Source organism: Affinundibacterium danionis (assembly GCF_042432465.1).
GTDB classification, from domain to species: domain Bacteria; phylum Pseudomonadota; class Gammaproteobacteria; order Burkholderiales; family Burkholderiaceae_D; genus Undibacterium; species Undibacterium danionis.
Genome location: NZ_JBHLXJ010000008.1, coordinates 80340 through 104904, shown reverse-complemented (window position 1 = coordinate 104904; position 24565 = coordinate 80340). Strand labels below are relative to the sequence as shown.

The following is a 24565-nucleotide window of genomic DNA, read 5'->3' as shown; positions in this document are numbered from 1 at the left end:
TATGAGTAAAAGCGTCTTAAATAGCAATAGTAAGAGTCGGCCAAATGGCGGCATCGCGGCCATCGCAACGTTGGATGTAGTGACAGCTTCGCTGGAAAAATTAAACGGACGTCGGCAAGGTGTGCCTGGCATTGGCGTCTTATATGGACCTAGCGGCTGGGGGAAAACGTTTGCCACTAACTCATTGGCGAATGAAAGCCGTGCGTACTATGTGCAGATGCTGTCTGCATGGCGCAGCAAGGATTTACTGGCCAAGATTTTGGCGGAAATGGGTGTGTCGCATAAGGTAACGACGACATCTAAGATGCTTGATTTGGTGACTCAGCAGTTATCAGCATCACGTCGCACTTTGATCATTGATGAATTTGACCATGCCGTTAAATCCGATACGTTGATTGAACTGGTACGGGATATTTACGAAGGATCACAAGGCTCTTTGCTCCTGGTTGGGGAAGAAATGCTGCCGCGCAAACTGGAGGCATGGGAACGCTTTCATAACCGCGTTTATGACTTTGCGCCAGCGCAACCAGTGAGCCATAGCGACACCGTTAAATTGGCACCTATCTACTGCCCTGATGTCGATTTGCATAGTGATGTCGTCGATAAGCTGGTGACTATCTCTAAAGGATCTGTACGTCGCATCGTGACTTGCCTGGCGACGATACACCAGCATGCTCAATTGTATGCATTAGACCAAATCGACGTGGCCACTTTGACTGAGATTGATTTGCCAGCCAATCGTGCACCTGATCGGAGGGTGTAAACATGGCGAGAAAATCAGCCTGTGTCGAAATGGTTGGCGGCAAATCGCCACGGCAGCGAATTTGGGAAACTATTCGCTCAGTAGGCTTGGATTGCGACGAGACCTTTACACAGCAGGAAATCGAGCACATTTCTAAAGTCGATGAAAGCATGGTGAAAGACTATTTTAAAGCCCTCTTGAAAGCGGGTTTTATAACAGTCTTTAACAGTGAGGTCGTCAAGGGCATCTGCAAGCGTAACTACTATCAATTGAAAACTGACAATGGGATCGAAGCGCCCCGCATTGATAAAAAGGGAGCGTTAATTGAAGAAGGTAGCGGCAATGAGCGCATGTGGGGAACGATAAGACGCTTATTTGTGAATCAGTCGTTTAACTATCGGGAACTGGCTGCGTTCGCTTCCACAGCAACTAATTTAGTGTCAGATGAAACTGCTAAGAGCTATGTATCTGCTTTGTATAGCGCGGGGTACTTGGAATGCACTGTACCTGCAGTACGCGGACACAAAGCTAAACCAGCTAGTTACCGCCTAATGCCAAACATGAATAGTGGAAGGCGTGCACCAATGATTCAAAGAACAAAACGTGTGTTTGACCCCAACTGGAATCGTGTTGTGTGGACAGAAGAAAAGGAGATTGATGATGAGCAGTAAAGAGAAAAAGCCACAGCCTTATGTCAATGAATCATGGTTTATTGGCTTGATGCGTGAAGTGAGTATGTCGAGTAAAGCTGCTGTTGGCGCAAAGATGGGCATTAAACGCACTGTGATTTCCCAAGTGTGTAATGGATGCGGCCCCTATGGAGATGGACGGTCTAGCGTTAAACGTATTGAACAAGCCTACCGCCGTACCTATGAGCAAATTATTTGCTGCCACACGAAACAAGTGGTCAACGTTGAGCATTGCCGAGAAATGGCTTTATGCAAGGCACCAACACACAACCCTTTGCGGATGATCCAGTGGCAGGAGTGCCAACGTTGCGAGTTTAAGCCGATGGCAGAAACCGATGGCAAAGCAAAGAAAGGATTTTCGGAAGATAAGCCAATGCAGCAAGCAGGAATCATTGACAAAGTAACTTTGCCTTTGCCTGAAGTTGGCGCGCCTCAAGTGATGGAGTTTTTATGAAACCATTTATCAACTCAAAACCAATAGTGAACGCCATCCGCCGCGCTGCTATCTCGATTCATATTCATGTGATTGATATGAAATATCAAGCCCTAGGAAATTATTTAACGGATGCAGAACAAAACAAAAAAGAAGCAGAAGCAGCGCGTAAAGAATTACTCATGCGTCGTGTTGAAGCCAGAACCGAATTACTCAAGTTAGGAGGTCGTTAAATGGAAACGCCACTGGAACTACTCTCTAATAAGTTAAGCGCTGGCTTGAGTCCAACCTGTGACGACCTCGAAGCAGCACTTAAGCAATCTTTAGTTGAACGTGATGAATTTCAAAAATCGACAGTTGATTTAAGTCAATGGTTAATGAATATGGTCGTCGCTCACGTCGCAAACGATCTTCCAAAGGTCGAAGCCATTCTTGTGGATTTCATCGTCAATCGCGTCAAATTTGAAGTAGAGCCTGCCTCTCCTTCAAATGAGGAAGCGGTGGTGCATTAATGCGTACAGCATGCCCAGCGTGTGGCGCTGAAATGAGCCTTGACGCGATGATTAATCACGATGCTGCCCGATCTGCGATTGCGGCAGCAATGGGAATGGATTTAACGCTTGGCAAAGCTCTGGTGCAGTACCTCGCGTTATTCCGTCCATCTAAGCGCAGTTTGAGTTTTGATCGTGTAGCAGCGCTATTAGAGGAACTGGTGCCTATGGTGCAAGCAGGCAAAGTAACACGCAATGGCCAACACTACGCCGCACCGCGTGAAAGTTGGAAGCTGGCGATTGAAACCGTATTGGCCAGCCGAGGCACATTGCAACTACCGCTTAAAAGTCATGGCTACTTACTCGCGGTATTGATCGGTGCAGCCGAGAAGTTAGAAGCGAAGTTAGAGCAAGCAAAAGAAGCGCAACGTCAAGGCGTTGCGGGAGCTGGTAGCCATCGCCAAGACGTCGTGCAAGGTGTGACAAAACTTGAAGTACCACAACCAAAGCAACCGATGCCTGAAAGTGTTCGTCAGGCATTGAAACCCAAACCTAAATAACAGGAGAAAGCGTGAATTTATTTGAACCGCATTACCCGTGGCCACCGCCACCAGAAACAGATGAAGCACCCAAGCAGCAAGAACCAAAACCCAATGATCGCCGAATACCAATCGGCCCTACTGATGTGTAAGGAGAAATGATGAATACAGCAGAACAATTTGAAGTGCCAGCAGGTTTTATGAAAAATTCCGTTGGTCACTTGGTGCCAGTGTCACTGGTAGCACCTATCGATAAGCAGCGCGATCAATTGGTGCAAGAACTTATTCAAAAAGCGGTAGGCGTTAAAGAAGCCTTGACCGCATTTAAAGCGCAAGCATTTGGTGATATCGCCGCGTTTGTTGATTTGAGTATGGAGCAGTACCAAGCCAAGCTTGGCGGCAAGAAAGGCAACGTCACACTGTTTAGTTTTGATGGTAAATACAAGGTGCAGTTTGCCGTATCCGAAAAGATTCAATTTGACGAACGCCTGCAGGCCGCGAAGTCTTTGATTGACGAATGCATCAAGGATTGGAGCCAAGGCTCCAGCCCTGAAATTCAGGTCTTGGTGCAAGACGCATTTAAGACTGATAGCGAAGGCAATTTGAACCATGCCCGTATTTTGGGATTGCGTCGTTTAGATATCAAGGATGAACGCTGGAACAACGCCATGAAGGCAATTGGTGAATCAGTTCAAGTAGTCGGAAGCAAGCAATACGTGCGCTTCTATGAGCGTCGAGGCGATACCGACCAATACGACGCTATTCCATTGGATATGGCTGCTTTGTAATTTGTGCTGTAACTGCCTAGCTGCTCGTGGCATAGCCAACAAAACGAGCATCAGCGCAAAGGGTAAAACTGGATGCGCCGAATGACCCACGACAAGGGTCGATTTTTATAACTATTTAACGCTATGAGGTAACAACATGAACAAGCAAGAATTAGTAAAACACTTAGCAGAATCCGCAGATGTCACTAAAGCACAAGCGGAATCGGTATTGAACACCTTGGTGACAACAGTAGTAGACACGGTACGTTCTGGTAATGAAATTTCCATTACCGATCTAGGCAAGTTTGGCACGAAAGAGCGTGCTGCACGTAAAGGCCGTAATCCTGCAACTGGTGAAAGTATTGAAATTGCTGCAAAACGCTCACCTAAATTTAGCCCTGCCAAAGCGTTAAAGGACGCGGCTGCAGCTTAGACAGTAAGAAGCGAAACAAAGCGGCCTAGCCGCTTTGTCTGCAAGCCGTGGTGGCCTTGCACTGAAGAGCAGCCGAAAGAGAGATATGGATAAGAAAACCGCAATCGAAAAAATACGCAAATGCCTGGCATTGGCGAAATCTAGTGAGCCGCATGAGGCTGCTGCAGCGTTACGTCAAGCGCAGAAGCTTATGGAGAAGTTTGGTATTGATCATCCTGAAATATTAGCTTCTACGATTAGTGAAGACTTTGTTAAAAGCAGTGCCAGCAAAATACCAGCGCGTTATGAAGTGCATCTGGCAGTTGTTATCTGTGAAGTATTTGGATGTCAGATGATATTTTGCCGTCGCCTAAGCAGATCAAGAATGGCGATTGAAGGTGGCTATTCGTTTATTGCGGCTGCACCTATTCCGGAGATTGCGACTTACACCTTTGCGGTATTACGCCGCCAGTTGACTAAGGCGCGTGCCAACTACATCGCGACAGCGTTAAAGCGTCATCGTAAGAATAAGACCGCAGCAGCTGATATGTTTTGTGTCGGTTGGGTTGAAGCGGTGCATAACCAAATCCAACAGTTAAGCCCAACGCCAGAACAGGAAGAAGCGATTGCGGCTTATATGAAAGCCAACCATGCAAAGCTATTACCGTTAAAAGAACGTGAGCGTAAGGTCAGCGGCACTAGTGGTCATAATCATCTTTGGAATGGCTTTGCTGAGGGTAAGAAGGTCACGTTAAATCGTGGTGTTGGCAATCAAGAGCAATCATTGATTGGAGCGTGACATGATCACGAAAGAACAGTGGAAAGAAATTGAAAACAATTTAAGTAGCTCATTCGGACAGGTTGAGTTGCTCATTGATGGTTTTAATGTGCTATTGGCAGTTATGTGTGTCAAACCAAGGAAGTATGAAATTGTCACTTATGTAAATGGCTGGGTTCGTGGAGAATTTATGTCCGAAGGTAGTGATGAAGGTCGTCGCTTTTATCGACCTGTTACCAAATTTATTTGGAGCGAGAAAGAACGCGCACAATTCATAAAAATATATGGCGGCAAACGTTGCCCTAAAGAGAAACTGGCAGACTTTAATAAGTCTATTACCGTATTGCACTCGAATTGGACGAACGTAACAGCAATGCGTCGTCACTTCGAGAAAAATAATAACGAACTGTCTGTAGTCAGAATTGGACTTTCACCATGACATTGAAGAACGCCGATCAAATGCGCAAGGCAGAACTAGCACAGATACATATTGCTAAAACACAGCTTGGCCTTGCTGATGATGAATACCGTTCCTTGCTGTTGAGCGTGACGGGCAAGACATCTAGTAAGGATTTAACGTGGCAAGGGCGCAAGCTATTACTTAATCACTTTAAGAAGATAGGCTTTAAGGTAAAGGCGAACAAAGCAGGTAGACCTGCTCCAGTTGTGACCGGAGATAAAACTAGTCTAATAAGCAAAATCGAAGCACAACTTGCAGAGGCGCAGTTACCGTGGGCGTATGCAGATGGTATGGCAAAGCGTATTTGCAAGGTTGATCGTATTGAGTGGTGTGATCCTGAGCAACTGACCAAGATCATTGTGGCGTTAATCAAAGACGCAAAACGGAAAGGTAGGTACACAGAATGAGTGACCCAAATACAGATCGAGTTTTGTCCAGCGCGGAAGGAACCGTGCAGCTATTGATTCGATTGATCGGTGAAGGTGCTGCTATGCGTATGATGGACCCGAAGGCTTTGGGTGGCGCTCGTTATGCTTTTCCAAAGAAAGAAACAGGCTTGGGTGCGCAAAGCTATGCTTACTTGGTTGATGTCGTTGGAACTGAAAACGCAAAACGGTTGTGTGAACATTTTGATGGTGATGATGTTTATATCCCAAAAATGACCGAGCATTATCGGCATCAACGTAATGTTAGGATAGTAAACGCTTATAATAATGGTACTTCGATACGAGAGCTGGTGCGTGATTTTGAAATCAGTGACCGTCGCGTTTGGGAAATATTAAAGACCACAGATATGACAAAGAAAGATCATCATCTGGATGAAGGGCAAGCAAGTTTATTTTGACCAATTGAATCGTTAAATGGAGAGATGGAAGAATGTCTAAGTTATGTTTGAAGTGTAACTACACCCGCCAACCATCAGATACCTCTCCTGAATATGAATGCCCAAAATGTGGCGCGATTTATGCGAAAGTGGAAGAGTATTTAGCTTCTCAAAAAGAAATTCAGAAGAATGAACAGGCATCCTTAGCTCAAGCCAGACTAACTAAAAATTGGAGTAATGTAGATCCAACGCTCATCAAGAAAGAGCTGAAAAAAGTAATTTTCTCGACAATTGAGAGTGTCCCAGGTTACGAGATTGAGGAAATTGTTGATGTGGTATGTGGCGATTTTACACATGCTTTTGGTGCCATGAGTGAAGCTATTGATGGCTTAGCTAGAAATTTGGTGGGGTCTGGTAGAAGCCATCATACTGAGATCTTAATTACTAAAGCAAGAGCCGAAATTTTAAAAATCTTACAGCATGAGGCTATGGCTGCTGATGCACATGCGATTATCGGATTGCGTTTTACTTATGAGGAAATAAGTGGAGCCAATGGGCATGGTGTCTTTATTGTGACTGGCATGGGTACTGCAGTGAAATTGAAAAAAAAGCCGAGTCAGTAGATAGCGAACATGCATTGCATGAGAATTGAATCGAACTACACTAAAGACCGCCATGACGCGGTCTTTTCTTTTATGTGAAGCCCATCATCTAGGGCAAGTATGTCACCCCTCCTAAACTGGGGTCTTGATTTGTTTAATTAATTAAATCTTGATAACCGTTTAGGAGCCCCATGAAAAACTTTCTCAAAATTCGCATGATGGACTGGCTGCTGATCGCGCTGGCGCTATCATTGGCAATCTTTTTCCTCTACCCACAACAACTACCAGTCAGTCTTTATAAACTCAACCTGATCGCAATGGGTGGATTTGGCGGCTATTGGCTAGATCGCTCTTTATTCCCGTATGCACGTCCTGACCGCTTTCATGCAGCAGATGATGAAAGTGATAATGCCAACATCGATGGCGGCGGTCTAATTTTTAACCTGGAATGCCAAATTCCAAATGACTTGCTTTTTGCAGTCGCGCAGATACGCCGAGCTTTAATTGTCTCCGCATTCATGATCGCCATTGGGTTGGGTGCTTAAATGCGCTGGCTGATTGCCACTTTTATTTGCGCCATGTGCTTTACTGCGATGGCGCAATCCATCCCGCCCGCTGCTTTCAAGCACAAAGCGGATTTAACGCGCATCGCCCACGCTGAATGGGGCTTGGATGCGCCCATTGCTACCTTTGCTGCGCAGATACAGCAAGAGAGTGGCTGGAACTCACAAGCAGTATCCCGTGTTGGTGCGGAAGGCATGGGGCAATTCATGCCAGCTACCGCGAAGTGGTGGTGTAGCAAATACAGTATCAGCGTAATCAATTGTCAGCCTAAAAATCCAATTTGGGCAATGCGCTCGCTCGCCCAATACAACCTATGGCTATATAAACAGATCAGAGCAGTTGATCACTGCCAGCGTATGGCAATGACCTTATCCGGTTTTAACGGTGGATTGGGATGGGTATTCAAAGATAAGGAACTTGCATTCAGTAAGGGACTGAATCCGCAAATCTATTTTGAACAGGTAGAGCTAGTCAATGCTGGCAGGTCTACAGCCAATTTTAAAGAAAATCGGGATTATCCAAGACGCATCTTGTTTCGTTACGAAGCTTTGTATCTAACGTGGGGTAAGGGTTCCTGTACTAGTGAGGTGTTGCGATGATCCCTAATTTTTCAAAGCCGTTGCTCGTCGTTTGTCTCTTTCTATTGGTTGGGCTTGGTCTAATGACGAGGAAAGCGGAGCGATTAGAAACTAGTATCAAGTTACTAAAGGCCGAGCACAAAGCGAACCTAGATGCTACCGAGAACGCAGGTAAAAAACGTTTGATTGAAGCAAATGATAAAGCGAATTTACTCGCTGAAAATTTGCGCTCAACGCAAGATGAACTTAAAGAAGTGAAAGAAAGGAAGCAACATGAAATCGTTAAGTATGCGACTAATCGCACTTGTTTTAACGCTGACCTTGTCCGCGTGCTCAACAGTGGAACCGAAGCAGGAGGTGACTCTTCAGGAATGTCCAAGGCCATCCCAAGCGTTGACGCAACGGATGAAGCCGTTACCACCGATACCGACGTCGCGCTCTGGATCAACAACGCAAAAGAACAATACGAAGTCTGCCGCGCCCGATACCACGCGCTGATTGACTTTAATCCATCTAAACCCATCGTCCCGATACAGCATGACTGATATGAATGATCGCGCAAGTGCGCTTGAAGAACAAACGCGTGAGCGTGCATTGGCAGCGCAAGTGCAGCGTGCCGGATTGATAGGTAAAACTATTGAAGACAGTCGGCAACATTGCTTAGATTGTGGCGACGACATTCCAGAGGAGCGCCGTCACGCAATGTTAGGTTGTAAACGTTGCACCCATTGTCAAGAGATACGCGAAAAGGATTTTTATGAGCGTTGAGATTTCGACTGGCGTAATTGTAATGGGTGCATTTAATTTGCTCATGTTGTGCCTCGCCTTTTTTGTGCGTCAGTGGATGAATCGGCAGCAGCTTGAAACCGATAGCGTTAAATCCAAGATGAACAAACTGACGGACGATTTTCATCATTATCAGTTGGATTCTGCTTTGCAGTTCGCGCAAAAGTCAGAAGTTACTGATGGCAGAAAAGAGCTTCTCACTGCGTTGGGAAGTATCAACGCAAAGATCGATCACATTACCGACAAACTAGACAAGAAAGCCGATAAACCATGAGTACACCCGACAACAAACCAGTAAGTGAAGAACTCGCCTTGCTGCGTTCGATTAATCATAAGGTGGGTGAGGTCTCACATAAAGTCGATGACATCGATGCTCAAATGAGTAAATTTAAACGACAAGCAGCCCTCTACGGAGCTGGCGCTGGTGCCGTGTCTGGTGCGATTGTCACAGCTGGCATTTTGGCAGCTAAATATAAATTGGGGCTGTAATGGCACATCCAGCAGAGACACGTGACAAAGTACGACGTGCTTATGTGTTTGACCGTCTGTCTTTGGAGTTGGCGGCGGTTAAGGTTGGTGTGTCCTACGGCACAGCGTCGCGATGGAAAGCGGCAGCATCGGAACAAGGTGACGACTGGGATAAAGCACAAGCAGCCCAGTTGATGGCTGGTGGTGCGATTGAAGATATAGGCCGTCAAATGTTGGCAGGCCTTGTCATCCAATACCAATCAAGCATGGAAGAACTTACTAAAGACAGTAAATTGAATCCAACTATCAAAGTTCAATTACTGGCTAGTTTGGCTGATGCGTTTAATAAAACGATCAGTGCCTCTAAGCGACTGTTGCCTGAAACCTCTGAATTAGCTACCGCGATGGAAGTGATGCAGAATCTGGCAACCTTTGTACGTCAACGTTATCCACAGCATGCCAACGCCTTTACTGAAATCTTAGAGCCATTTGGTGAGGAGCTAGGAAAAACGTATGGCTAATAGAAGTAGCAAGTCAACCAAGCTGACGAAAAAGGAATTTTTGACCCAGGTCGCGGATCTGGCCGCAGGGATGCGCCTAGCGATTGAGTCTGAATGTGATGGATTCGACCCTGATCCAGATAAGATTCAGGCGCGTCGATTACAGGCCTTCGGGTCTTTTCGTTTTTTTGCGCAGACCTATTTTCCGCACTACATCAAACATTCACCAGCGACGGTACACGACTACCTTTTTGATCGGTTTCAAGAGGTTGTCGACAATGATATCGGTGATCATGACGCCATTGCTGCGCCGCGTGGACACGCTAAATCAACCATCGTGACTCAGATAGGTACTTTATGGTGCATCGTCACAGGCCGTAAGAAGTACCCGTTAATTGTGATGGATGCTCTTGATCAGGCTTTGCCAATGCTAGAAGCAATCAAAGCCGAACTTGAATTTAATCCGCGTTTATTGATAGATTTTCCTGAAGCTACAAAACAAGGTCGGGTTTGGCAAGTAGGCGTTATTGTCACGGCCAATGATGTCAAAGTCGAGGTTTTTGGATCAGGCAAAAAGATTCGTGGTCGCCGTCATGGCCCGTATCGCCCTGACCTCGTTATTGGCGATGATTTAGAAAATGATGAAAACGTTCGAAGCCCAGAGCAGCGAGACAAGCTGATGACGTGGGTGTTAAAGAGTTTACTATCGTTGGGCTATGCCGACGACAGTTTAGATGTATTTATCATTGGCACCATCCTGCACTATGACTCTGTACTGTCTAGACTCATTAATAACAAGCTGTGGCGCGGCAAGAAGTTTAAAGCGGTGGAGCAATGGCCGGAAGATATGGAGCTTTGGGATAAATGGACTGAGGTTTTGTTAAATGAGGGTGAGGCCGAAGCGTTAAATTTTTTCCGGTCACATCCTGGTATGGATGCAGGTGCGAAGATCTGTTGGCCAGGTGGGACGACGTTTTATAAATTGATGATCAAACGTGCTCGCGATGGTAAAGAGGCGTTTGACTCCGAGCAGCAGAATGATCCAGTGTCCGGTGAGGATGCACCATTTGCCAACTGTATCCATTTTTGGGTCAATCGGTTGGCTGAGTGGGTTTTCTTCGGTGCTTGCGATCCATCTCTTGGCAAACAAGGCCGCAGCCGAGATCCGTCAGCTATCTTGGTCGGAGGGGTGAACCGTGAGACGGGTGTGCTGGATGTAGTTGAAGCCAGTATTAAAAAACGCTTGCCAGACAAGATCATTGAAGACGTAATCTCATTTCAAAAAATATACCGTTGTTTGCTGTGGGGTGTTGAATCAGTTCAGTTTCAAGAGTTTATGCGAACGGAGTTAGTCAAACGCTCAGCTATCCAAAAAATACCGGTTCCTGCACGTGCAGTTATCCCGAATAGCGACAAGATCCTGCGTATAGAAACTTTGCAGCCGCATATGGCGAACAAGCTCATTCGCATTCATAGCACCCACATAACGCTGCAAGAGCAGTTACGTCATTTCCCGAAAGCGGATCACGACGATGGTCCCGATGCACTACAGATTCTTTACATGATCGCGACAACGGGTTTTGCTAGTTTTGATTTTCAGGCAGGTGGAAATAAGCGAGATCACAGCAGTGAAGATGAACAAAATGACGATGAGATCTACACAGGCGCTGGCGCTTGGTAACAACTTTTAACGGAAAACATCATTATGGCAACGATAGTAGATCAACACGGCAATCCAATCCAAAGTCAGATTTTGCACGAGCCACAAACGGCGAAACTTATGCAGTTGCATACTGAGTATGCTAATCACCCCAGTCGAGGTTTAACGCCTGTCCGACTTGCTGGCATTTTGCAGCAGGCCGAGCAAGGTAATTTAATTGCGCAAGCGGAGCTATTCGCAGATATGGAAGAAAAGGATGGACATCTTTATGCGGAGATGGACAAGCGCAAACGCGCCATCTTGACAGTCGATTGGGAAATAAGACCACCTCGTAACGCCAATGCTAAAGAAAAAGCGCAGACAGAATACTTGACGGAAGTAATTCAAGATTTTCCTAGTTTTGATCAACTACTACTAGATGCATTCGATGCAATTGGTCATGCATATTCGTGTATCGAGTTAGATTGGACTTTGAGCGGTAGGGAGTGGTTAGTTGGATCAGCAGTGCATCGGCCTCCTACATGGTTCACTGTTAACCGCTTTGATCAGAATGACCTCCGCTTGCGTGACAATACGCCTAATGGTGCAGAGCTGATACCGTTTGGATGGATCGTGCATAAGCATCGTGCGCGGACTGGCATACTTTCCCGCTCTGGATTGCACAGGATATTAGCATGGCCGTTCCTTTTTAAAAATTATGCCATTCGTGATTTGGCCGAGTTGCTGGAAATCTATGGAATGCCAATTCGCCTTGGTAAGTATCCACCAGGTACTAGTGATACCGAGAAAGCGACGTTGTTACGCGCTGTGACTCAGCTAGGGCATTCTGCTGCAGGTATTATTCCCGAAAGTATGGCGATTGAATTTGAAGCTGCTGCGCAAGGTAATCATGATCCTTTTCAGGCGATGATTACGTGGGCTGAGCAGACCATGTCAAAAATTATCTTGGGTGGAACCTTATCCAGTCAAGCTGATGGAAAATCGTCCACCAATGCACTTGGCAAAGTCCATGATGATGCTAGGCGAGAAATATTGGCATCGGATTCTAAACAGCTTGCACCCACATTGACGCGAGATCTCTTGTATCCACTGTTGGTGTTAAATGGCCACCAGGTTGAAGACATGCGTCGGATGCCACACTTTCATTTTGATGTTCGTGAAATCGAAGATTTCAAGATGCTTGCTGATGCTTTGCCCAATTTGGTCAATATGGATATGCCTGTTCCTATCTCATGGGTTCAACGTAAGCTGTCTATTCCTTCTGCACAAAATAACGAGCCGATCTTAAAATCAGTTAAAAGTGCCAGCCCTGCGTTAAATGCAATGAGCGTTAATCGTCTTGCAGCTTTAAAAGCAAATAATCAAAACCCTATTGACCAGTTAGAGCAAACGACAAATCAAAGGAATGATGCGGTTTGGTCGCAAGTGATTGAACATATTTCGACGATGGTTGAGTCAGCAAATAGCTTGGAAGAGCTGCAGAATACCCTACTTGCTGCCTACGGCACATTACCTCTGGAAGATCTTCGAACGGTAATGGCCGAGGGCTTAATGTTAGCTGAGTTGGCAGGTATGGCGGATGTAAAGGCCGGAAAGTAAATGGCTGATTATATTCAATATCCGCCATGGAATAAGCCGTTTGCTGAGCAAGTAGCATTCTTTAAGAAGAAGCTGAACTTGCCTTCAGAGCGCTGGGATGACATTCTAAAAGCAGCTCATGATAAGGCGTTCATGGTCGCAGGTGCGCAAGGGGCTGACCTCTTACACGACCTCAACGGGATCGTTGCTAAAGCGATCGAGAAAGGAACAGGCTTAGCAACATTTCGAAAAGAGTTTAAAGCCATTGTCGCTAAGCACGGTTGGAGCGGTTGGACTGGTGAAGGTAGCAAAGCGGGTGAAGCTTGGCGAACTAAAGTGATTTATCAGACGAACATGTCTACCAGTTATGCGGCAGGTCGATGGGCGCAACTTAAAGACCCTGAGCTACTTAAAGTTAATCCGTACTGGCAATATAAGCACAGTGATGGATTAATGTACCCAAGACCAAAGCACGTTAGTTGGAATGGTTTAACGCTTCCACACGATCACGTGTTCTGGACGACGCACTTCCCGCCAAATGGCTGGGGTTGTCATTGTCGTGTTATCTCTGTCAACAAGTCTGTCTATATGGAAGCGATAGCAAACGGACGAGGCCCGGCAAATGCCCCAGCTACTGATGACATTGCTGGGATTGATGATGGCTTTGCTTACGCACCTGGCGCAGGCGTAGACTCTAATTTTCGTCAATTGGTGCAAGATAAACTCATCACTTATCCTCCTGCGATTACCAAGTCGCTCACGCGTGATATCAATCGGTATATAAACGCGACTGATACTGCCCCCGATTTTGTTAGGCGAGCACTTGCAACTCCGACGCTAGTTGAAACCTTATGGCTAGGTTTTATAGAAGATGCTGCTGCCCTTAGTAGAACGCTTGGTGAGGATTTAACGGGGTATATGGTGACTATGCGATCCGATGCGCCTAGGCACGTTGAGCGCTCGCATGGCGGCGATAGCGGCACGCAGCGGCCTGCGGAACCCAAGGATTACGTGCACCTAATCGATGTTGTGAATCAACCTGACACGATAATAAAGGGGAACGATAGCGGCAAATTTGCCAGAGTTGTTTTAATGAAGCTGATCGACGGGGAAATGTTTCGTGCGGCGTTTGAAGTGCAGCCTGGGAAAAGAAATAAAGCTTTAACGCTGGTTTCGCTGGTCATTAAGACTGGTAAGTAGCTGCGGAAGTTAATGCTGCACTATGTGCCCTCTAACCTGACGCTCAAAGCGAGGCCGCATCTGCTACTTACCAAATATGAATAATAGCATAGGAAAAATATGTTAAAAACAGAATTTAACGGTGATGTGGCGCAAGCAGCATTGACACGCCTTATAGAAGTGATGGGTAATCCAGCGCCTATCATGCGAGAAATCGGTGAGCGACTGATGGAGGTATCTAAGCAAAGCTTTGAGACATCTTCCTCGCCAAGTGGCGTGCGTTGGGCGTCAAACAGCGAAGCGACAATTATCGATTACTTAAATAAGTTCAGCGGTAGCTATAAAAAGGATGGAACAATCTCAGCAAAGGGAACGCGCCAAGCTATTAGTAAAAGACCTTTGATTGGATTAAGTAAGGACTTATCTCGTCAATTTAGTTACACGGTAGATGCCAGCTCAGTGACGGTTTTTAATACAATGCCTTACGCAGCCATGCAGCAATTCGGTGGAACAAAAGCGCAGTTTCCTAATTTGTGGGGCGATATTCCGGCTAGGCCTTTCATGCCTATGGATGCGGCTGGCCAAGCAGACGAAACCGCTGAAAATATTGTTCTCGATATCGCTCGATACTACATTGATAATGCAATTCCAGACTAAAATTGAAAATGGGCGCTCAAGGCATTTTTAACGTGCTCTTCGCTAGTTTCCTTGTCTTTGATCTTTGCATGCCGTTAAACATGCGTTAAATTCAGTTTAAACGGCAATCCCGTTTCATATTCTCGGTGCTACTTACGGTTTAATTCGAATAAGCGATTACATAACCCTCTGAAGCACATCACCTCCGTTGCCACAGATTTACCGCCGATCATGGCGGCATGTCAAAAAATACTACTCACCAAATTGCCGCTGCAACACTCTTTTTTGAAATCCCTGAGGATCAGTCTAAGGGGCTTCAAATTCTGCCAGCGGGTTCATTTAGAGCACAAGATGGTCGCCCTGACGATTGTGCAGCATGGATCACTACACGTGAGATTGCAGCAGGAATCATTGGTATTGCATCGAATTCGCAGAACCGCTTGGTGATCGACTATGAACATCAGACGCTTAATGCGGAGAAGAATGGGCTTCCTGCACCAGCCTCTGGTTGGTTTAAGCAAATGGAGTGGCGTGAAGGCGAAGGCCTCTTTGCAACCGATGTCGAGTGGGTCGCCAAAGCAGCGGCCATGATTAAAGAAAAAGAGTATCGATACCTTAGTCCTGTCTTTGCGTATAGCAAAGTGACGGGTGAGGTTAAAAAGATTCTACATGTTGCCCTAACCAACACACCAGCGTTAGACGGCATGCAAGAAGTTGCGTTAAAAAATATTCAATCTAGCTTATCGCTAACCTTTCCTGATGAGGACACTATGAATCCAACTTTGAAATTACTCCTAATCGCACTCGGCTTAGCTGAGACGACAAGCGAGTCCGATGCATTGACCGCTGTGACAGCTTTAAAGGCGAAGGCTGATCAGTTGCCAGCAAAAGATCAAGAAATTGCTGCGTTAAAAGCGAAGGCAGACCAATTGCCTGCTAAAGATCAGGAGATTGCTGCATTAAAAGATGCCTCTTTGAACGCTGGCAATCCTGATCCGGCAAAGTTTATGCCTGTGGCTGCGGTCAAGCCGCTCCAAGACCAATTGGCCGCATTGTCTGCATTAGTCAAAGGCCGTGAGGTTGATGAAGTTATTACCGTGGCACTGAAAGAGGCTCGTTTATTGCCAGCTCAGGAAGCATGGGCGCGCAATTTGGGGGCTGAGAACATGCAATCGTTAAAAGACTACTTGGCCAATACAACCCCGATTGCCGCGTTGACTCAGCAACAATCAAAAGGCAAGCAATCCCAAGCCCAGGCAGATGCATTAGGCGAAGATCAAGTTGCGATCTGCAAAGCATTAGGTATTCCTCAAGACGATTTCAAGAAAACGATGGTGGCCACTTAATCGGGTCAGTCGTAGAGCGCTGTTTTAAACGTTTTTTCAATTACTAATATTAGGAGTCAATTATGGCGGCTGCAACAACAGATCGGAATACGGCTCGCCGTAGCGGTGTCGTATCCGAATTCGCAATGAAGGGTGCGACTAAAATTTTTGCTGGCACGATGGCGGCTATCGATACTGCCAATGGCTTGGCAATTCCAGGTAAAACGAGCACAACTTTAAAAGTGGTTGGCGTAGCCCAAGCATTTTTTGATAACAGTGCTGGAGCTGATGGTGACCTCCGTGTACGTGTTTTTCGTGGTCCTGAAAGCCTATTTCGCATGGCAAATTCCGCCTCAGCTGATTTGATTACCTTGGCAGATGTTAATTCAGATTGCTATGTGGTGGATGACCAGACTGTAGCAAAAACCAGCGGTGGTAACACTAGAAGTATCGCTGGAAAGATTCGTGACGTTGATAGCGGTGGTGTGTGGGTTGAGTTTTAACTATCCACCTTAGATTCACGTTCTATTTTGTCGATTATCAATATATATAACCAATGAGGTTCACATGATTATTAATCAAAGCAATCTTGCAGATCTGTTCAAGGGCTACAAGTTAATTTTTCAAAACGCGTTTAATGAAGTTAAAAACGACTACGAGCAAATCGTCATGACCGTGCCTTCGGGTACATCAAAGGAAGTCTATCCGTGGTTAGGTAGTACAACCCGCTTTCGTGAATGGATAGGCGCACGTGTTTTACAAAATCTGACGACTCATGATTTCACGATCAAAAATAAGTCTTGGGAAAATACGGTCACTGTAGATCGCGAAGCAATTGAAGATGACACCTATGGGATATTTAAGCCCATGTTCGAACAACTGGGGCAAGACGCTAAGAAACACCCTAACGAGCTTATCTTCTCGTTGTTGTCAGCTGGTTTCTCTTCTCTGTGCTTCGATGGTCAATATTTCTTCGATACCGATCATCCCGTGTTGAATGACGACGGCACGATCTCTTCTGTATCGAATTTTGGTGGTGGTTCTGGCCCTGCGTGGTTCTTGCTCGATACGAGCCGCTTTATTAAACCAATCATCTACCAAGTGCGCAAAGACTATAACTTTGTTGCGATGGATAAAGAGACTGATGACAACGTCTTTAATCGCAAAGAGTACATCTATGGTGTCGATGCGCGAAGTAATGTGGGTTTTGGGTTGTGGCAGTTGGCGTTTGCATCTAAACAGCCATTAACGCCAGAAAACTACGATGCCGCACGTACAGCCATGCTCAGCATGCGCGGCGATAACGGTAAGCCGTTGGGAATTAATCCATGTCTTTTGGTTGTACGCCCAAGCCAAGAAAGCGCGGCTAAGAAGATTCTGCAGGCGGAAAAGAATGATGCTGGTGCAACCAATATCTATCAAAACACCGCTCAACTGTTATCGACACCTTGGCTCTTGTAGGCTTAGTCAAAGGTAATCGGGCGATTTGATTTTACTTCGCCCGATAGAGAGAAGTAGATTGGGAAATTTCAAATTCAAATAGGAGCATGGCATGGCTAAAATTAAAGTGTTGCGCGTTGTGAGTCGCGCAAGTTCATTTCGACGGGCTGGGTATCAGTTTTCTGCTGAGCCAAAAGACATTCCGTTGGCAGATCTGAAGAAAGAGCAAATTTCCGCAATTTGCAACGATCCAGGGCTGGTGGCTTATGAGGTCGAAGTTGAGGCTGACGAAGCTGAAGGCGTTGAAGATAACAAAACTCCAGCGCCAAAGACCACCACAACGACTACACCCAAGAAGAAGTAACGATGATGTATTGCAGCCGCTCCGATTTGATTGCCGCGTTTGGTGCAGAAGAATTGATTCAACTCACTGATCGTGAACATGCAAGTAGTATTAACGACGATACCTTGGACAAGGCAATCAGAGCGGCACAGGCTGAAATAGACATCTGGCTTGCAGGTAGTTATAAGCTGCCGCTTCCCGCCGTGCCTGAGGTTTTAACGAGGATGGCATGCGATATCACCCGTTATATTTTGTCAGGCGATATTGGCGAAGACCATCCAATAGCGCGGCGTCATCGTGATCAACTGATCAAACTGAAAGCAATATCACGAGGACAAGCATCCTTAGGATTGGATCAGGCAGGATCTCAAACAGCGAGAGTTGACCTTGTGCAGATTGCACCTGGTCGAAATGATTTTGGTGATCGGGGGCGCTGGTAATGAAAGAAGATGATGATTACTTGATGCTTGAGGATCTTCTGGTTGAACGCATTAAATCGGAATTGCCGGATATCAAGGCGGTAATGACGGCCATGGATCTGGCAAGTGTGCAAGGGGCGCGACAGATTGAGCCTGCTGTACACGTTGTTTATCTTGGCGATGAAGTCGGTGACGATAGTAGTTCCCAAGGCGGCAATGGTGCAGCGCAAGTCGTGACGCAGCAATGGATGGTGGTCTTGGTCGTTAAATTTGCTGGAACCGTCGCCTCTGGTAAAGGTAATCGAAAAAAGGCAGGTCCACTTATTACTAAGCTGCTTCGGACGCTTAGCGGATGGCAGCCCAAAGGTGCATTTAGGCCATTACGTAGAATTCGCGCTCCCAAGGTCGGTTATGACAATGGATTCGCGTATTACCCCTATGCTTTTAAAACAACTCTGGTACTTAAGGGTTCTACTTAGGAAATATCATGAAAAAAATCAAAGTTGCATTGCTCAAACCACATACTGACGCAGGAAAGAGTTATGGCCAAGGCGATGAAATTGAAGTCGATGAGCCGACTGCGGACTGGTTGTCGAAAAACGGCATTGGTGAGCGGTCAGACTCTTCAATTGCCGAGGGGTCACCTACTAAAAAAAGTAAGTGAGCGAAATCTTTTATATAAATTGTAGGAGTACATAATGTCTAATTATTTATTAGGGCAAGGAAGTATTTATGTCGCGGCGCGAGATGCGAATGGCAAACCTAAGGCATTGCGCTGGTTGCGCGACGTCTCAAGTGCAAAAATCGCTTTAAAGACTTCTGAGGTGAATCATAAAGAATCATTCTCTGGTCAGCGTGCGACAGCGAAAGTGATTACTACGGGCAAAGAGGCATCCATTGATTTAACGTTGATGGAAATGTCGGGCGAGAATTTGGCCATGGCTACGCAAGGCAAACTTGCTCAGGTCACAAACGGTAGTATTACCAATGAGGTGCTACCTGCGGGTCTTGTCGCTGGTGATCGCGTCGCTTTGAAGTATCCAAAAGTATCTGCCGTTGCCATTACCGATTCGACGGGTACACCTGTCACACTAGATCCGGCTAAGTATCAAGTCAACGCAGAATATGGTGCTATTGTATTGAATGATTTGACGGGTGTTACGCAACCGTTAAAGGTTGCTTACTCATACGCCGCACTAGAAACCGTGGCTATCTTTGCGGAAGGTCAAAAAGAGACCTTCTTACGATATGAAGGCATTAACTTGGCTGAAGAAGGTAAGCCAATCATCGTTGAACTGTATCGGGTCACAGCCAAACCGTTAAAAGATCTTTCTTTGATTACCGATAAATTGTCGGATATGAATATCTCTGCTGACGTGTTGATCGATACGACAAAACCTGCAAATTCTGACCTGGGACAGTTTGGCCGGATTTTGCAAGGTGCGCCATAAAACCGATTAACTAACCGCGATAGCGGCATCCCTCTGAAGCCCCTCTACTGGGGCTTTTTTTATTCGATCTTCATACTTGGGTCTAGCACTATTTATTCAGACCAATGGAGATTGACATGTCAAATACAACACCCGCTACAGCATCAGATTCCGTTTCTAACGACGACCTAAGTCAAATAATTCCAACTATCAAAACGAGAAAATTTAACGGTGTCGATGTCACTATCGCACGCTTTAAGATGGGACGCCTTCCTGCTGTCTTAGCAGCCATCGCTCCATTAAAAGAGATGCTCACGTTGAAGGACAAATTAGATATCACATCGCTGTTTATGTTGCATGCAGACGAGTGTTTAACGTTGACCGCTGTATTGGCGAATCAACCGCGTGTCTTTGTCGATGAATTAGAACTCGACGAAGGGGTGGAGCTTTTAACTCAATTGCTGGAGGTGAATGCAGATTTTTTTGTCCAGCAAGTCCTGCCGTTGTTGACAGGCATGTTCAAAAAAATAGCCGCCGAATTGACTCAACGAGCCGAAGCCCTTGGGCAGAACAATTCCAACTCTTAATTGAGTCTGGTCATAGTCTTCAAAGCATATTGGATTACACCTGGTCGCAATTCTTGGCATTTACAAAGAGTGCTGAACGACGGCGTAAACAGAAGCAAGAAGAGTTGTTCGTGCTTACCTTTGTAGCCACGCGAGGCGACGAAGATGGTGTTAAAAAAATGCTGAAAAGCTTGGAGTGTTAAGTGAATAGTCTCGCGCTCGAACTGAAAATTAGAGCAATAGTAGAAGGCTTGGCCAATGTGTCTACATTGACCAAAGAGCTGCTGTCGATTGGCACATCCGCGACGGAGGCAAGTTCGACAGCAGTTTCTGCCGCAAAACGCACTGAGGCGGCGTATGACGGATTAGGTGAGCGCTCTTTCGCTGAAATACAAGCTGAAATCGTCAAGGCAAAGAATGCCTACGAGGCTTTGGCTACCAGTGGTAAGACTTCTGCTGCAGAGCAGTCTACTGCGGCATCCTCGACGGTTAAGCATATCGACGAATTGAACGAAGCACTGCAGGCTAGTGCTGCTGCCGCTGCTGAGGCTGAAGCTGCAGCGATTGCTGCTGCGAATAAAACAGAAGCGGCGTATAGCAATCTGGGGATACGTTCATTCTCGAAAATTCAAGCAGAAATTGATAAAGTCAAAGCGTCTTATGAGCACTTAGCTAATAGTGGTCAATTATCTGCAGAGGAGCAATCCACCGCCAATGCAGCCCTAACGAAACGTATTGCAGCGTTAAATGCGGAAATTCGATCTACCGCTACTACTGCAACAGAGACGGGCAATGTTGCTGTATCGTCCGCGCAAAAAATGGATGCGGCATATAGCACGCTGGGTACGCGTTCATTTGCAGAGATTCGCGCAGAAATAGCTAAAGTTAGGACGGCCTATAACGTCTTGGCTACCAGTGGTCAGTTGTCTGCAGGTGAGCAGTCTGCCGCGCTGGGTGCGACGACTAAGAAGATTACTGAGTTAAATCAAGAGATGCGCGGAGTAGCACCTGCTACCAAAGACGCGGAACGGGGCATGTCTGGTTTAACTAGCTCAACACACAGTTTACTTGCTGGCTTAGTTTCGGTTACCGCTGCGATTACTTCTACCAAAAATGCAAGTGAAGCAGCGATGGAATTGGATCGCATGCGCAATGCGATGCAGGCGACTATCGGTTCTGCTGAAGGCGCGGCCAAAGAATATGCATTTGTTCGTGCAGAGTCTGATCGCCTCGGATTGTCACTACAAAAGACAGCGCAGGACTATACCTCTCTAACAGCGGCAACGAAAGGCACCACACTAGCTGGTGAACCGACGCGCAGGATCTTTACTGCAGTCGCAGAAGCTTCAGCGGTTTTGGGGTTATCGGCAGAGAACACATCTGGGGCGTTGTTAGCTGTAAGTCAGATGGTTTCAAAAGGCACTGTGTCAGCGGAAGAGCTGCGCGGTCAACTTGGCGAGCGGTTGCCAGGGGCGTTTCAAATTGCGGCTCGTGCAATGGGTGTCAGTACCGCTGAGTTAGGAAAAATGCTCGAGACGGGATCTATCGCGACTGATGTCTTCTTACCTAAGTTTGCAGCCGAGTTAAAGAAAACATTTAACGATGGATTGCCTGGCGCAGTCGGAAGCGCTCGTGCTGAATTTGCACGTTTAAGTAACACCATCTTTGAAACTGCTGCAGCAGTCGGTCAATCAGGTTTAAATCAAGGGTTGGCTGAAGCGGCGAATATCTTAAGAGGGCAATTATCTGATCCAGCCGTACAAGAAAGCTTGAAATCGTTAGGACGGGTAATCGGTGAACTAGCTGTAGCAGCAGCTAAGATGTCTCATGAATTATCAGTCATTGCTGAAGTGGCGGTAGGTAGCTATCTGTTTGAAAAAATAGCTACAAGTGTCATTAAGATGACCACAGTCACTTCAGGTGCCGTTGTACCATTCGCGGGGCTTGCGGCGGCTATCAGAGGTGTGGCCTCAGCATTATTAAGTATAGCGCCCTATATAGCGGCGCTAGTGGTCTTTTATGAGACGACGAAAGCCGTTGCTAATGCTGTCGTAGAGCATGCAATAGCAACTCGTAAGTTATCCGATGCTGAGAAACAGCGCGTGACTGACTTGCAGGAACAAAATGCAGTGTTACGCGCCAGTATCACTTCACATCAACAATACTCGGATGTGCAAGTGAAGACCGCTCAGCAAGTGTTGGCGCTCAGCCCTGCTCAATTAGCGGCTTACAAAGAACAGCTGGAAGCAAAAAAACAACTGGAATTTCAAGAGTACGTCCTAGCAGCCAATATGCGGGACTTGGAAGCGCTGCGAGCACAGGAAGCAGCATCCCTTGGAAAAAGCAAACAGGAAATAGAAGGTCATGCCAACGCTTCAAAGGCCGCTGCTGCCGAAGCAGCCAAATGGGGTGCAAAGGCTGCTGAAACACGTATGGCTATTGATGAGTTATCGACAGCTAGTAAAGTTGCAGCTTTGGCCGTTAGCGATAAATTGACCCCTGAAGCGGCAAAATTGATTGTCATGTTTGAGGAGATGATCAAGAAAAGCCCTGATGTCTCTGCAGCATTGAAGAAGATGTTCGAAAGCTTCAATCCAAACAGCTTATCAAGCGTTAAAGCGTTGATGGAAGCGTTGGATTCTATTGGTAAGAAAGGTGAGGCATCAGCCAAGCAAATACATGATGCTTTGGAAAAAGAGATCAATTCGCTGGATTACAAAGGACTGATCAACCTGCAAACCATGTTGGATCAAACAGGCGAGAAAGGTACTGTAGCTGCAGGCTTTGTAGTTCAAGCATTAGGGAAAGTTAGTGACGCTGCAAAAGAAGCAGCAGATGACTTCGTGCGCCTATCAAAACAGATGACAGCACTATCAACGTCTGAAGTCAATGTGGCCAAGGCACATTTGGACATGGTGAAGGCTGAAATAGAAGTAAGGCGAGCCAAACTTGATGTCACAGAAAAACAAAACACTTACTTGAGGGAAGGCACAGAAGTCGCTCGTTTGGAATTAGATCTGGCCAGAACCAATCTGGAAATATCTAAAGCGAAATCCATTGAAGCAAAGCTGCAGTTTGAACAAGCAGTCGCGGCTAAAAACGTATTGATCGCTCAACAGCGTCAATTGAATGCAGAGATTGACATTGAGCTGCATCGTGGTGACGAACTGTATGTGCAGAAAGCCCGCCAGGCACAAGAAAACACGGCTGCTGCTCAGCAACAACTTGAGGTGGCCACTAGAGCTGTCAATAAGCAAGAAGAAGCGGTGCTAAAACTAGAAGAGCAAGGTATTCAGCAAGAATTCTTGGTTGACCAAGCCAAGGCCGCTGAGGAAGAGACTCGGCGAATCAAAGACAACATGAATGATGCGTCGAAGGCTACGGACAAAGCGGCAAAGTCAATGAATGACCTAGCTGATGCATCTAAGAATGTAAAAGCCCCGCCAGACCCTAACACTAACAACACGAACAATCGACAAACGCCGAATTCGAAGAAAGAGGAAAACGAATTTATAGCGGAGACGGTCGATTCTTTAACGCGCAAATTTCAAGACGCAGGGCTTAGCTATGGTGGTGCGCGGGTTACCGCAGAACGTTTGGTCAATAAGCAAATGTATGTTGATGTGAACGCGGAGATAGAAAAAGTCAAAGCGGACATCAAAGCCAATGCTAATGGCGCCACAAATGGTTTGAAGGGTGTCGGTGCCAATGCTGGTGGAAGCGGTGGTTTTGCATTTGACTTTAATCAAATGGGAAAAGTGTCATCCCAATCTCTATTAAATCAACTGCCAAGTAGTTCCAGTTCTATGTCAGCACCGAACACTAGTAGTGCGCCATCCAAAACAATCCAGGTTAATTTTACTGATGGAAGCGGTAAAAGTATCCCTGTCACGGTAGATGCAGCAAATGAACAGGCTTTATTAAACATGCTGAAGAAAGCCAAAGGAGTATCGAATTGATTCTTAAAAATTTGGTGACCAATACTAGCCTCAGTCTATCGCATGATTTGCGTTGGATCGATGAGCATAGCTGGTCGAAAGTCGTATCTAACGCTCAGTACAGCATAGCTGGTGCGCTGATCATTGAATCGGCTGTCAAGCAAGCTGGGCGCTTTATCACCTTGCAACATCCTGAGCCAGAAATGGCTTGGCATACCAGAGACATACTTGATCAATTGTTAGCCTGGGCTTCAGTGCCCGACTTGCAAATGCAATTGACGTTAGATGATGGCCGTATGTTCGTCGTTGTGTTTCGTCATCAAGAATCACCTGTAATTGAATCTGAGCCAGTGACGGGCATTGCTTCCTCAGATCCAGATAGCTGGTGGCGCTTTACTTTGAAATTAATGGAGATTTGA

The 24565-nt window shown here is 46.2% G+C and carries 35 protein-coding genes and 1 other RNA gene; all 36 read left to right on the top strand.

Going from position 1 to position 24565, the window contains the following annotated elements; genetic code table 11:
* The first annotated feature begins 1 nt into the window (after position 1).
* The 36 genes from ACFFJH_RS07860 (at position 2) to ACFFJH_RS07685 (ending at position 24565) form a co-directional block, all read left to right on the top strand.
* Positions 2 to 763: an AAA family ATPase gene (locus ACFFJH_RS07860; RefSeq protein ID WP_390211484.1), complete on the top strand. Its 762-nt coding sequence runs from the start codon at positions 2 to 4 to the stop codon at positions 761 to 763.
* A 2-nt stretch (positions 764 to 765) separates the two neighbouring features.
* Positions 766 to 1413, top strand: a complete 648-nt coding sequence (locus ACFFJH_RS07855) for a hypothetical protein (protein ID WP_390211483.1) — start codon at positions 766 to 768, stop codon at positions 1411 to 1413.
* Positions 1400 to 1885, top strand: coding sequence for a MarR family transcriptional regulator (locus tag ACFFJH_RS07850; protein WP_390211482.1), 486 nt, complete (start codon positions 1400 to 1402; stop codon positions 1883 to 1885). The genes ACFFJH_RS07855 and ACFFJH_RS07850 overlap by 14 nt, the downstream gene beginning before the upstream one ends.
* Positions 1882 to 2097 (top strand): hypothetical protein, encoded by a 216-nt coding sequence (locus tag ACFFJH_RS07845; protein ID WP_390211481.1) that lies wholly within the window; start codon positions 1882 to 1884, stop codon positions 2095 to 2097. Before ACFFJH_RS07850 ends, ACFFJH_RS07845 begins: the two co-directional genes overlap by 4 nt.
* The gene (locus ACFFJH_RS07840; protein ID WP_390211480.1) at positions 2098 to 2376 is read left to right on the top strand and encodes a hypothetical protein; all 279 of its coding nucleotides are present in this window, start codon (positions 2098 to 2100) and stop codon (positions 2374 to 2376) included.
* 32 nt (positions 2377 to 2408) lie between these two features.
* Positions 2409 to 2915 (top strand): hypothetical protein, encoded by a 507-nt coding sequence (locus ACFFJH_RS07835; protein ID WP_390211478.1) that lies wholly within the window; start codon positions 2409 to 2411, stop codon positions 2913 to 2915.
* 137 nt (positions 2916 to 3052) lie between these two features.
* Positions 3053 to 3682, top strand: coding sequence for a DUF3164 family protein (locus ACFFJH_RS07830; protein WP_390211477.1), 630 nt, complete (start codon positions 3053 to 3055; stop codon positions 3680 to 3682).
* A 136-nt stretch (positions 3683 to 3818) separates the two neighbouring features.
* Entirely contained in the window at positions 3819 to 4094 is a 276-nt protein-coding gene (locus tag ACFFJH_RS07825; RefSeq protein WP_390211475.1) for an HU family DNA-binding protein, read from the top strand.
* An 8-nt stretch (positions 4095 to 4102) separates the two neighbouring features.
* Positions 4103 to 4172, top strand: an RNA gene (locus tag ACFFJH_RS07820) — hammerhead ribozyme type II.
* A 7-nt stretch (positions 4173 to 4179) separates the two neighbouring features.
* Positions 4180 to 4872, top strand: a complete 693-nt coding sequence (locus ACFFJH_RS07815) for a DUF2786 domain-containing protein (protein WP_390211473.1) — start codon at positions 4180 to 4182, stop codon at positions 4870 to 4872.
* Between the two features lies 1 nt (position 4873).
* On the top strand, positions 4874 to 5290 hold the full coding sequence (locus ACFFJH_RS07810; protein ID WP_390211472.1) for a hypothetical protein: 417 nt from the start codon (positions 4874 to 4876) through the stop codon (positions 5288 to 5290).
* On the top strand, positions 5287 to 5718 hold the full coding sequence (locus ACFFJH_RS07805; RefSeq protein WP_390211471.1) for a gp16 family protein: 432 nt from the start codon (positions 5287 to 5289) through the stop codon (positions 5716 to 5718). Before ACFFJH_RS07810 ends, ACFFJH_RS07805 begins: the two co-directional genes overlap by 4 nt.
* Positions 5715 to 6155 (top strand): Mor transcription activator family protein, encoded by a 441-nt coding sequence (locus ACFFJH_RS07800; protein ID WP_390211470.1) that lies wholly within the window; start codon positions 5715 to 5717, stop codon positions 6153 to 6155. Before ACFFJH_RS07805 ends, ACFFJH_RS07800 begins: the two co-directional genes overlap by 4 nt.
* A 32-nt stretch (positions 6156 to 6187) precedes the next feature.
* Entirely contained in the window at positions 6188 to 6757 is a 570-nt protein-coding gene (locus ACFFJH_RS07795) for a YbjQ family protein (RefSeq protein ID WP_390211469.1), read from the top strand.
* A 170-nt stretch (positions 6758 to 6927) separates the two neighbouring features.
* Positions 6928 to 7281 carry a putative holin gene (locus tag ACFFJH_RS07790; RefSeq protein ID WP_390211468.1) on the top strand — a complete coding sequence of 118 codons (354 nt, stop codon included), beginning with the start codon at positions 6928 to 6930 and terminating at the stop codon, positions 7279 to 7281.
* Positions 7282 to 7899, top strand: coding sequence for a transglycosylase SLT domain-containing protein (locus ACFFJH_RS07785; protein WP_390211466.1), 618 nt, complete (start codon positions 7282 to 7284; stop codon positions 7897 to 7899).
* A gap of 62 nt (positions 7900 to 7961) precedes the next feature.
* Positions 7962 to 8423, top strand: a complete 462-nt coding sequence (locus ACFFJH_RS07780) for a hypothetical protein (protein ID WP_390211464.1) — start codon at positions 7962 to 7964, stop codon at positions 8421 to 8423.
* A complete protein-coding gene (locus ACFFJH_RS07775; RefSeq protein WP_390211462.1) occupies positions 8416 to 8646 on the top strand; it encodes a TraR/DksA C4-type zinc finger protein in 231 nt (76 codons plus the stop codon). The genes ACFFJH_RS07780 and ACFFJH_RS07775 overlap by 8 nt, the downstream gene beginning before the upstream one ends.
* Entirely contained in the window at positions 8636 to 8938 is a 303-nt protein-coding gene (locus ACFFJH_RS07770) for a hypothetical protein (protein ID WP_390211460.1), read from the top strand. The genes ACFFJH_RS07775 and ACFFJH_RS07770 overlap by 11 nt, the downstream gene beginning before the upstream one ends.
* The gene (locus ACFFJH_RS07765; protein ID WP_390211459.1) at positions 8935 to 9153 is read left to right on the top strand and encodes a hypothetical protein; all 219 of its coding nucleotides are present in this window, start codon (positions 8935 to 8937) and stop codon (positions 9151 to 9153) included. Before ACFFJH_RS07770 ends, ACFFJH_RS07765 begins: the two co-directional genes overlap by 4 nt.
* Positions 9153 to 9653, top strand: a complete 501-nt coding sequence (locus tag ACFFJH_RS07760) for a DUF1804 family protein (RefSeq protein ID WP_390211458.1) — start codon at positions 9153 to 9155, stop codon at positions 9651 to 9653. The genes ACFFJH_RS07765 and ACFFJH_RS07760 overlap by 1 nt, the downstream gene beginning before the upstream one ends.
* Positions 9646 to 11313 carry a phage terminase large subunit gene (terL, locus tag ACFFJH_RS07755; RefSeq protein ID WP_390211457.1) on the top strand — a complete coding sequence of 556 codons (1668 nt, stop codon included), beginning with the start codon at positions 9646 to 9648 and terminating at the stop codon, positions 11311 to 11313. Before ACFFJH_RS07760 ends, terL begins: the two co-directional genes overlap by 8 nt.
* A 24-nt stretch (positions 11314 to 11337) precedes the next feature.
* Entirely contained in the window at positions 11338 to 12891 is a 1554-nt protein-coding gene (locus ACFFJH_RS07750) for a DUF935 domain-containing protein (protein ID WP_390211455.1), read from the top strand.
* The gene (locus ACFFJH_RS07745; protein ID WP_390211454.1) at positions 12892 to 14070 is read left to right on the top strand and encodes a phage minor head protein; all 1179 of its coding nucleotides are present in this window, start codon (positions 12892 to 12894) and stop codon (positions 14068 to 14070) included. It abuts the gene before it with no gap.
* Positions 14071 to 14169: 99 nt separating this feature from the next.
* Positions 14170 to 14706, top strand: a complete 537-nt coding sequence (locus ACFFJH_RS07740) for a phage virion morphogenesis protein (RefSeq protein WP_390211453.1) — start codon at positions 14170 to 14172, stop codon at positions 14704 to 14706.
* A 218-nt stretch (positions 14707 to 14924) separates the two neighbouring features.
* Positions 14925 to 16031: a phage protease gene (locus ACFFJH_RS07735; protein ID WP_390211452.1), complete on the top strand. Its 1107-nt coding sequence runs from the start codon at positions 14925 to 14927 to the stop codon at positions 16029 to 16031.
* A 62-nt stretch (positions 16032 to 16093) separates the two neighbouring features.
* Positions 16094 to 16513: a hypothetical protein gene (locus tag ACFFJH_RS07730; RefSeq protein ID WP_390211450.1), complete on the top strand. Its 420-nt coding sequence runs from the start codon at positions 16094 to 16096 to the stop codon at positions 16511 to 16513.
* Positions 16514 to 16577: 64 nt separating this feature from the next.
* Positions 16578 to 17471, top strand: coding sequence for a Mu-like prophage major head subunit gpT family protein (locus ACFFJH_RS07725; RefSeq protein ID WP_390211448.1), 894 nt, complete (start codon positions 16578 to 16580; stop codon positions 17469 to 17471).
* A gap of 91 nt (positions 17472 to 17562) precedes the next feature.
* On the top strand, positions 17563 to 17814 hold the full coding sequence (locus ACFFJH_RS07720) for a hypothetical protein (RefSeq protein ID WP_390211447.1): 252 nt from the start codon (positions 17563 to 17565) through the stop codon (positions 17812 to 17814).
* 2 nt (positions 17815 to 17816) lie between these two features.
* Positions 17817 to 18233 (top strand): gp436 family protein, encoded by a 417-nt coding sequence (locus ACFFJH_RS07715; protein ID WP_390211445.1) that lies wholly within the window; start codon positions 17817 to 17819, stop codon positions 18231 to 18233.
* Positions 18233 to 18691 carry a phage tail terminator protein gene (locus tag ACFFJH_RS07710; protein ID WP_390211444.1) on the top strand — a complete coding sequence of 153 codons (459 nt, stop codon included), beginning with the start codon at positions 18233 to 18235 and terminating at the stop codon, positions 18689 to 18691. The genes ACFFJH_RS07715 and ACFFJH_RS07710 overlap by 1 nt, the downstream gene beginning before the upstream one ends.
* Positions 18692 to 18699: 8 nt before the next feature.
* Positions 18700 to 18876: a DUF7210 family protein gene (locus ACFFJH_RS07705; protein ID WP_390211443.1), complete on the top strand. Its 177-nt coding sequence runs from the start codon at positions 18700 to 18702 to the stop codon at positions 18874 to 18876.
* A 34-nt stretch (positions 18877 to 18910) separates the two neighbouring features.
* Complete coding sequence (locus ACFFJH_RS07700; RefSeq protein WP_390211442.1) at positions 18911 to 19663, top strand: phage tail tube protein; 753 nt, start codon at positions 18911 to 18913, stop codon at positions 19661 to 19663.
* 116 nt (positions 19664 to 19779) lie between these two features.
* Complete coding sequence (locus ACFFJH_RS07695; protein ID WP_390211440.1) at positions 19780 to 20229, top strand: hypothetical protein; 450 nt, start codon at positions 19780 to 19782, stop codon at positions 20227 to 20229.
* Between the two features lie 182 nt (positions 20230 to 20411).
* A complete protein-coding gene (locus tag ACFFJH_RS07690; RefSeq protein ID WP_390211438.1) occupies positions 20412 to 24167 on the top strand; it encodes a tape measure protein in 3756 nt (1251 codons plus the stop codon).
* Positions 24164 to 24565, top strand: coding sequence for a hypothetical protein (locus ACFFJH_RS07685; RefSeq protein ID WP_390211436.1), 402 nt, complete (start codon positions 24164 to 24166; stop codon positions 24563 to 24565). The genes ACFFJH_RS07690 and ACFFJH_RS07685 overlap by 4 nt, the downstream gene beginning before the upstream one ends.

Bases quoted from the DNA above. Each gene is read 5' to 3' on its own strand.
- ACFFJH_RS07860 (WP_390211484.1), top strand. From the start codon at position 2: ATGAGTAAAAGCGTCTTAAATAGCAATAGTAAGAGTCGGCCAAATGGC.
- ACFFJH_RS07855 (WP_390211483.1), top strand. From the start codon at position 766: ATGGCGAGAAAATCAGCCTGTGTCGAAATGGTTGGCGGCAAATCGCCA.
- ACFFJH_RS07850 (WP_390211482.1), top strand. From the start codon at position 1,400: ATGATGAGCAGTAAAGAGAAAAAGCCACAGCCTTATGTCAATGAATCA.
- ACFFJH_RS07845 (WP_390211481.1), top strand. From the start codon at position 1,882: ATGAAACCATTTATCAACTCAAAACCAATAGTGAACGCCATCCGCCGC.
- ACFFJH_RS07840 (WP_390211480.1), top strand. From the start codon at position 2,098: ATGGAAACGCCACTGGAACTACTCTCTAATAAGTTAAGCGCTGGCTTG.
- ACFFJH_RS07835 (WP_390211478.1), top strand. From the start codon at position 2,409: ATGAGCCTTGACGCGATGATTAATCACGATGCTGCCCGATCTGCGATT.
- ACFFJH_RS07830 (WP_390211477.1), top strand. From the start codon at position 3,053: ATGATGAATACAGCAGAACAATTTGAAGTGCCAGCAGGTTTTATGAAA.
- ACFFJH_RS07825 (WP_390211475.1), top strand. From the start codon at position 3,819: ATGAACAAGCAAGAATTAGTAAAACACTTAGCAGAATCCGCAGATGTC.
- ACFFJH_RS07815 (WP_390211473.1), top strand. From the start codon at position 4,180: ATGGATAAGAAAACCGCAATCGAAAAAATACGCAAATGCCTGGCATTG.
- ACFFJH_RS07810 (WP_390211472.1), top strand. From the start codon at position 4,874: ATGATCACGAAAGAACAGTGGAAAGAAATTGAAAACAATTTAAGTAGC.
- ACFFJH_RS07805 (WP_390211471.1), top strand. From the start codon at position 5,287: ATGACATTGAAGAACGCCGATCAAATGCGCAAGGCAGAACTAGCACAG.
- ACFFJH_RS07800 (WP_390211470.1), top strand. From the start codon at position 5,715: ATGAGTGACCCAAATACAGATCGAGTTTTGTCCAGCGCGGAAGGAACC.
- ACFFJH_RS07795 (WP_390211469.1), top strand. From the start codon at position 6,188: ATGTCTAAGTTATGTTTGAAGTGTAACTACACCCGCCAACCATCAGAT.
- ACFFJH_RS07790 (WP_390211468.1), top strand. From the start codon at position 6,928: ATGAAAAACTTTCTCAAAATTCGCATGATGGACTGGCTGCTGATCGCG.
- ACFFJH_RS07785 (WP_390211466.1), top strand. From the start codon at position 7,282: ATGCGCTGGCTGATTGCCACTTTTATTTGCGCCATGTGCTTTACTGCG.
- ACFFJH_RS07780 (WP_390211464.1), top strand. From the start codon at position 7,962: ATGACGAGGAAAGCGGAGCGATTAGAAACTAGTATCAAGTTACTAAAG.
- ACFFJH_RS07775 (WP_390211462.1), top strand. From the start codon at position 8,416: ATGACTGATATGAATGATCGCGCAAGTGCGCTTGAAGAACAAACGCGT.
- ACFFJH_RS07770 (WP_390211460.1), top strand. From the start codon at position 8,636: ATGAGCGTTGAGATTTCGACTGGCGTAATTGTAATGGGTGCATTTAAT.
- ACFFJH_RS07765 (WP_390211459.1), top strand. From the start codon at position 8,935: ATGAGTACACCCGACAACAAACCAGTAAGTGAAGAACTCGCCTTGCTG.
- ACFFJH_RS07760 (WP_390211458.1), top strand. From the start codon at position 9,153: ATGGCACATCCAGCAGAGACACGTGACAAAGTACGACGTGCTTATGTG.
- terL (WP_390211457.1), top strand. From the start codon at position 9,646: ATGGCTAATAGAAGTAGCAAGTCAACCAAGCTGACGAAAAAGGAATTT.
- ACFFJH_RS07750 (WP_390211455.1), top strand. From the start codon at position 11,338: ATGGCAACGATAGTAGATCAACACGGCAATCCAATCCAAAGTCAGATT.
- ACFFJH_RS07745 (WP_390211454.1), top strand. From the start codon at position 12,892: ATGGCTGATTATATTCAATATCCGCCATGGAATAAGCCGTTTGCTGAG.
- ACFFJH_RS07740 (WP_390211453.1), top strand. From the start codon at position 14,170: ATGTTAAAAACAGAATTTAACGGTGATGTGGCGCAAGCAGCATTGACA.
- ACFFJH_RS07735 (WP_390211452.1), top strand. From the start codon at position 14,925: ATGTCAAAAAATACTACTCACCAAATTGCCGCTGCAACACTCTTTTTT.
- ACFFJH_RS07730 (WP_390211450.1), top strand. From the start codon at position 16,094: ATGGCGGCTGCAACAACAGATCGGAATACGGCTCGCCGTAGCGGTGTC.
- ACFFJH_RS07725 (WP_390211448.1), top strand. From the start codon at position 16,578: ATGATTATTAATCAAAGCAATCTTGCAGATCTGTTCAAGGGCTACAAG.
- ACFFJH_RS07720 (WP_390211447.1), top strand. From the start codon at position 17,563: ATGGCTAAAATTAAAGTGTTGCGCGTTGTGAGTCGCGCAAGTTCATTT.
- ACFFJH_RS07715 (WP_390211445.1), top strand. From the start codon at position 17,817: ATGATGTATTGCAGCCGCTCCGATTTGATTGCCGCGTTTGGTGCAGAA.
- ACFFJH_RS07710 (WP_390211444.1), top strand. From the start codon at position 18,233: ATGAAAGAAGATGATGATTACTTGATGCTTGAGGATCTTCTGGTTGAA.
- ACFFJH_RS07705 (WP_390211443.1), top strand. From the start codon at position 18,700: ATGAAAAAAATCAAAGTTGCATTGCTCAAACCACATACTGACGCAGGA.
- ACFFJH_RS07700 (WP_390211442.1), top strand. From the start codon at position 18,911: ATGTCTAATTATTTATTAGGGCAAGGAAGTATTTATGTCGCGGCGCGA.
- ACFFJH_RS07695 (WP_390211440.1), top strand. From the start codon at position 19,780: ATGTCAAATACAACACCCGCTACAGCATCAGATTCCGTTTCTAACGAC.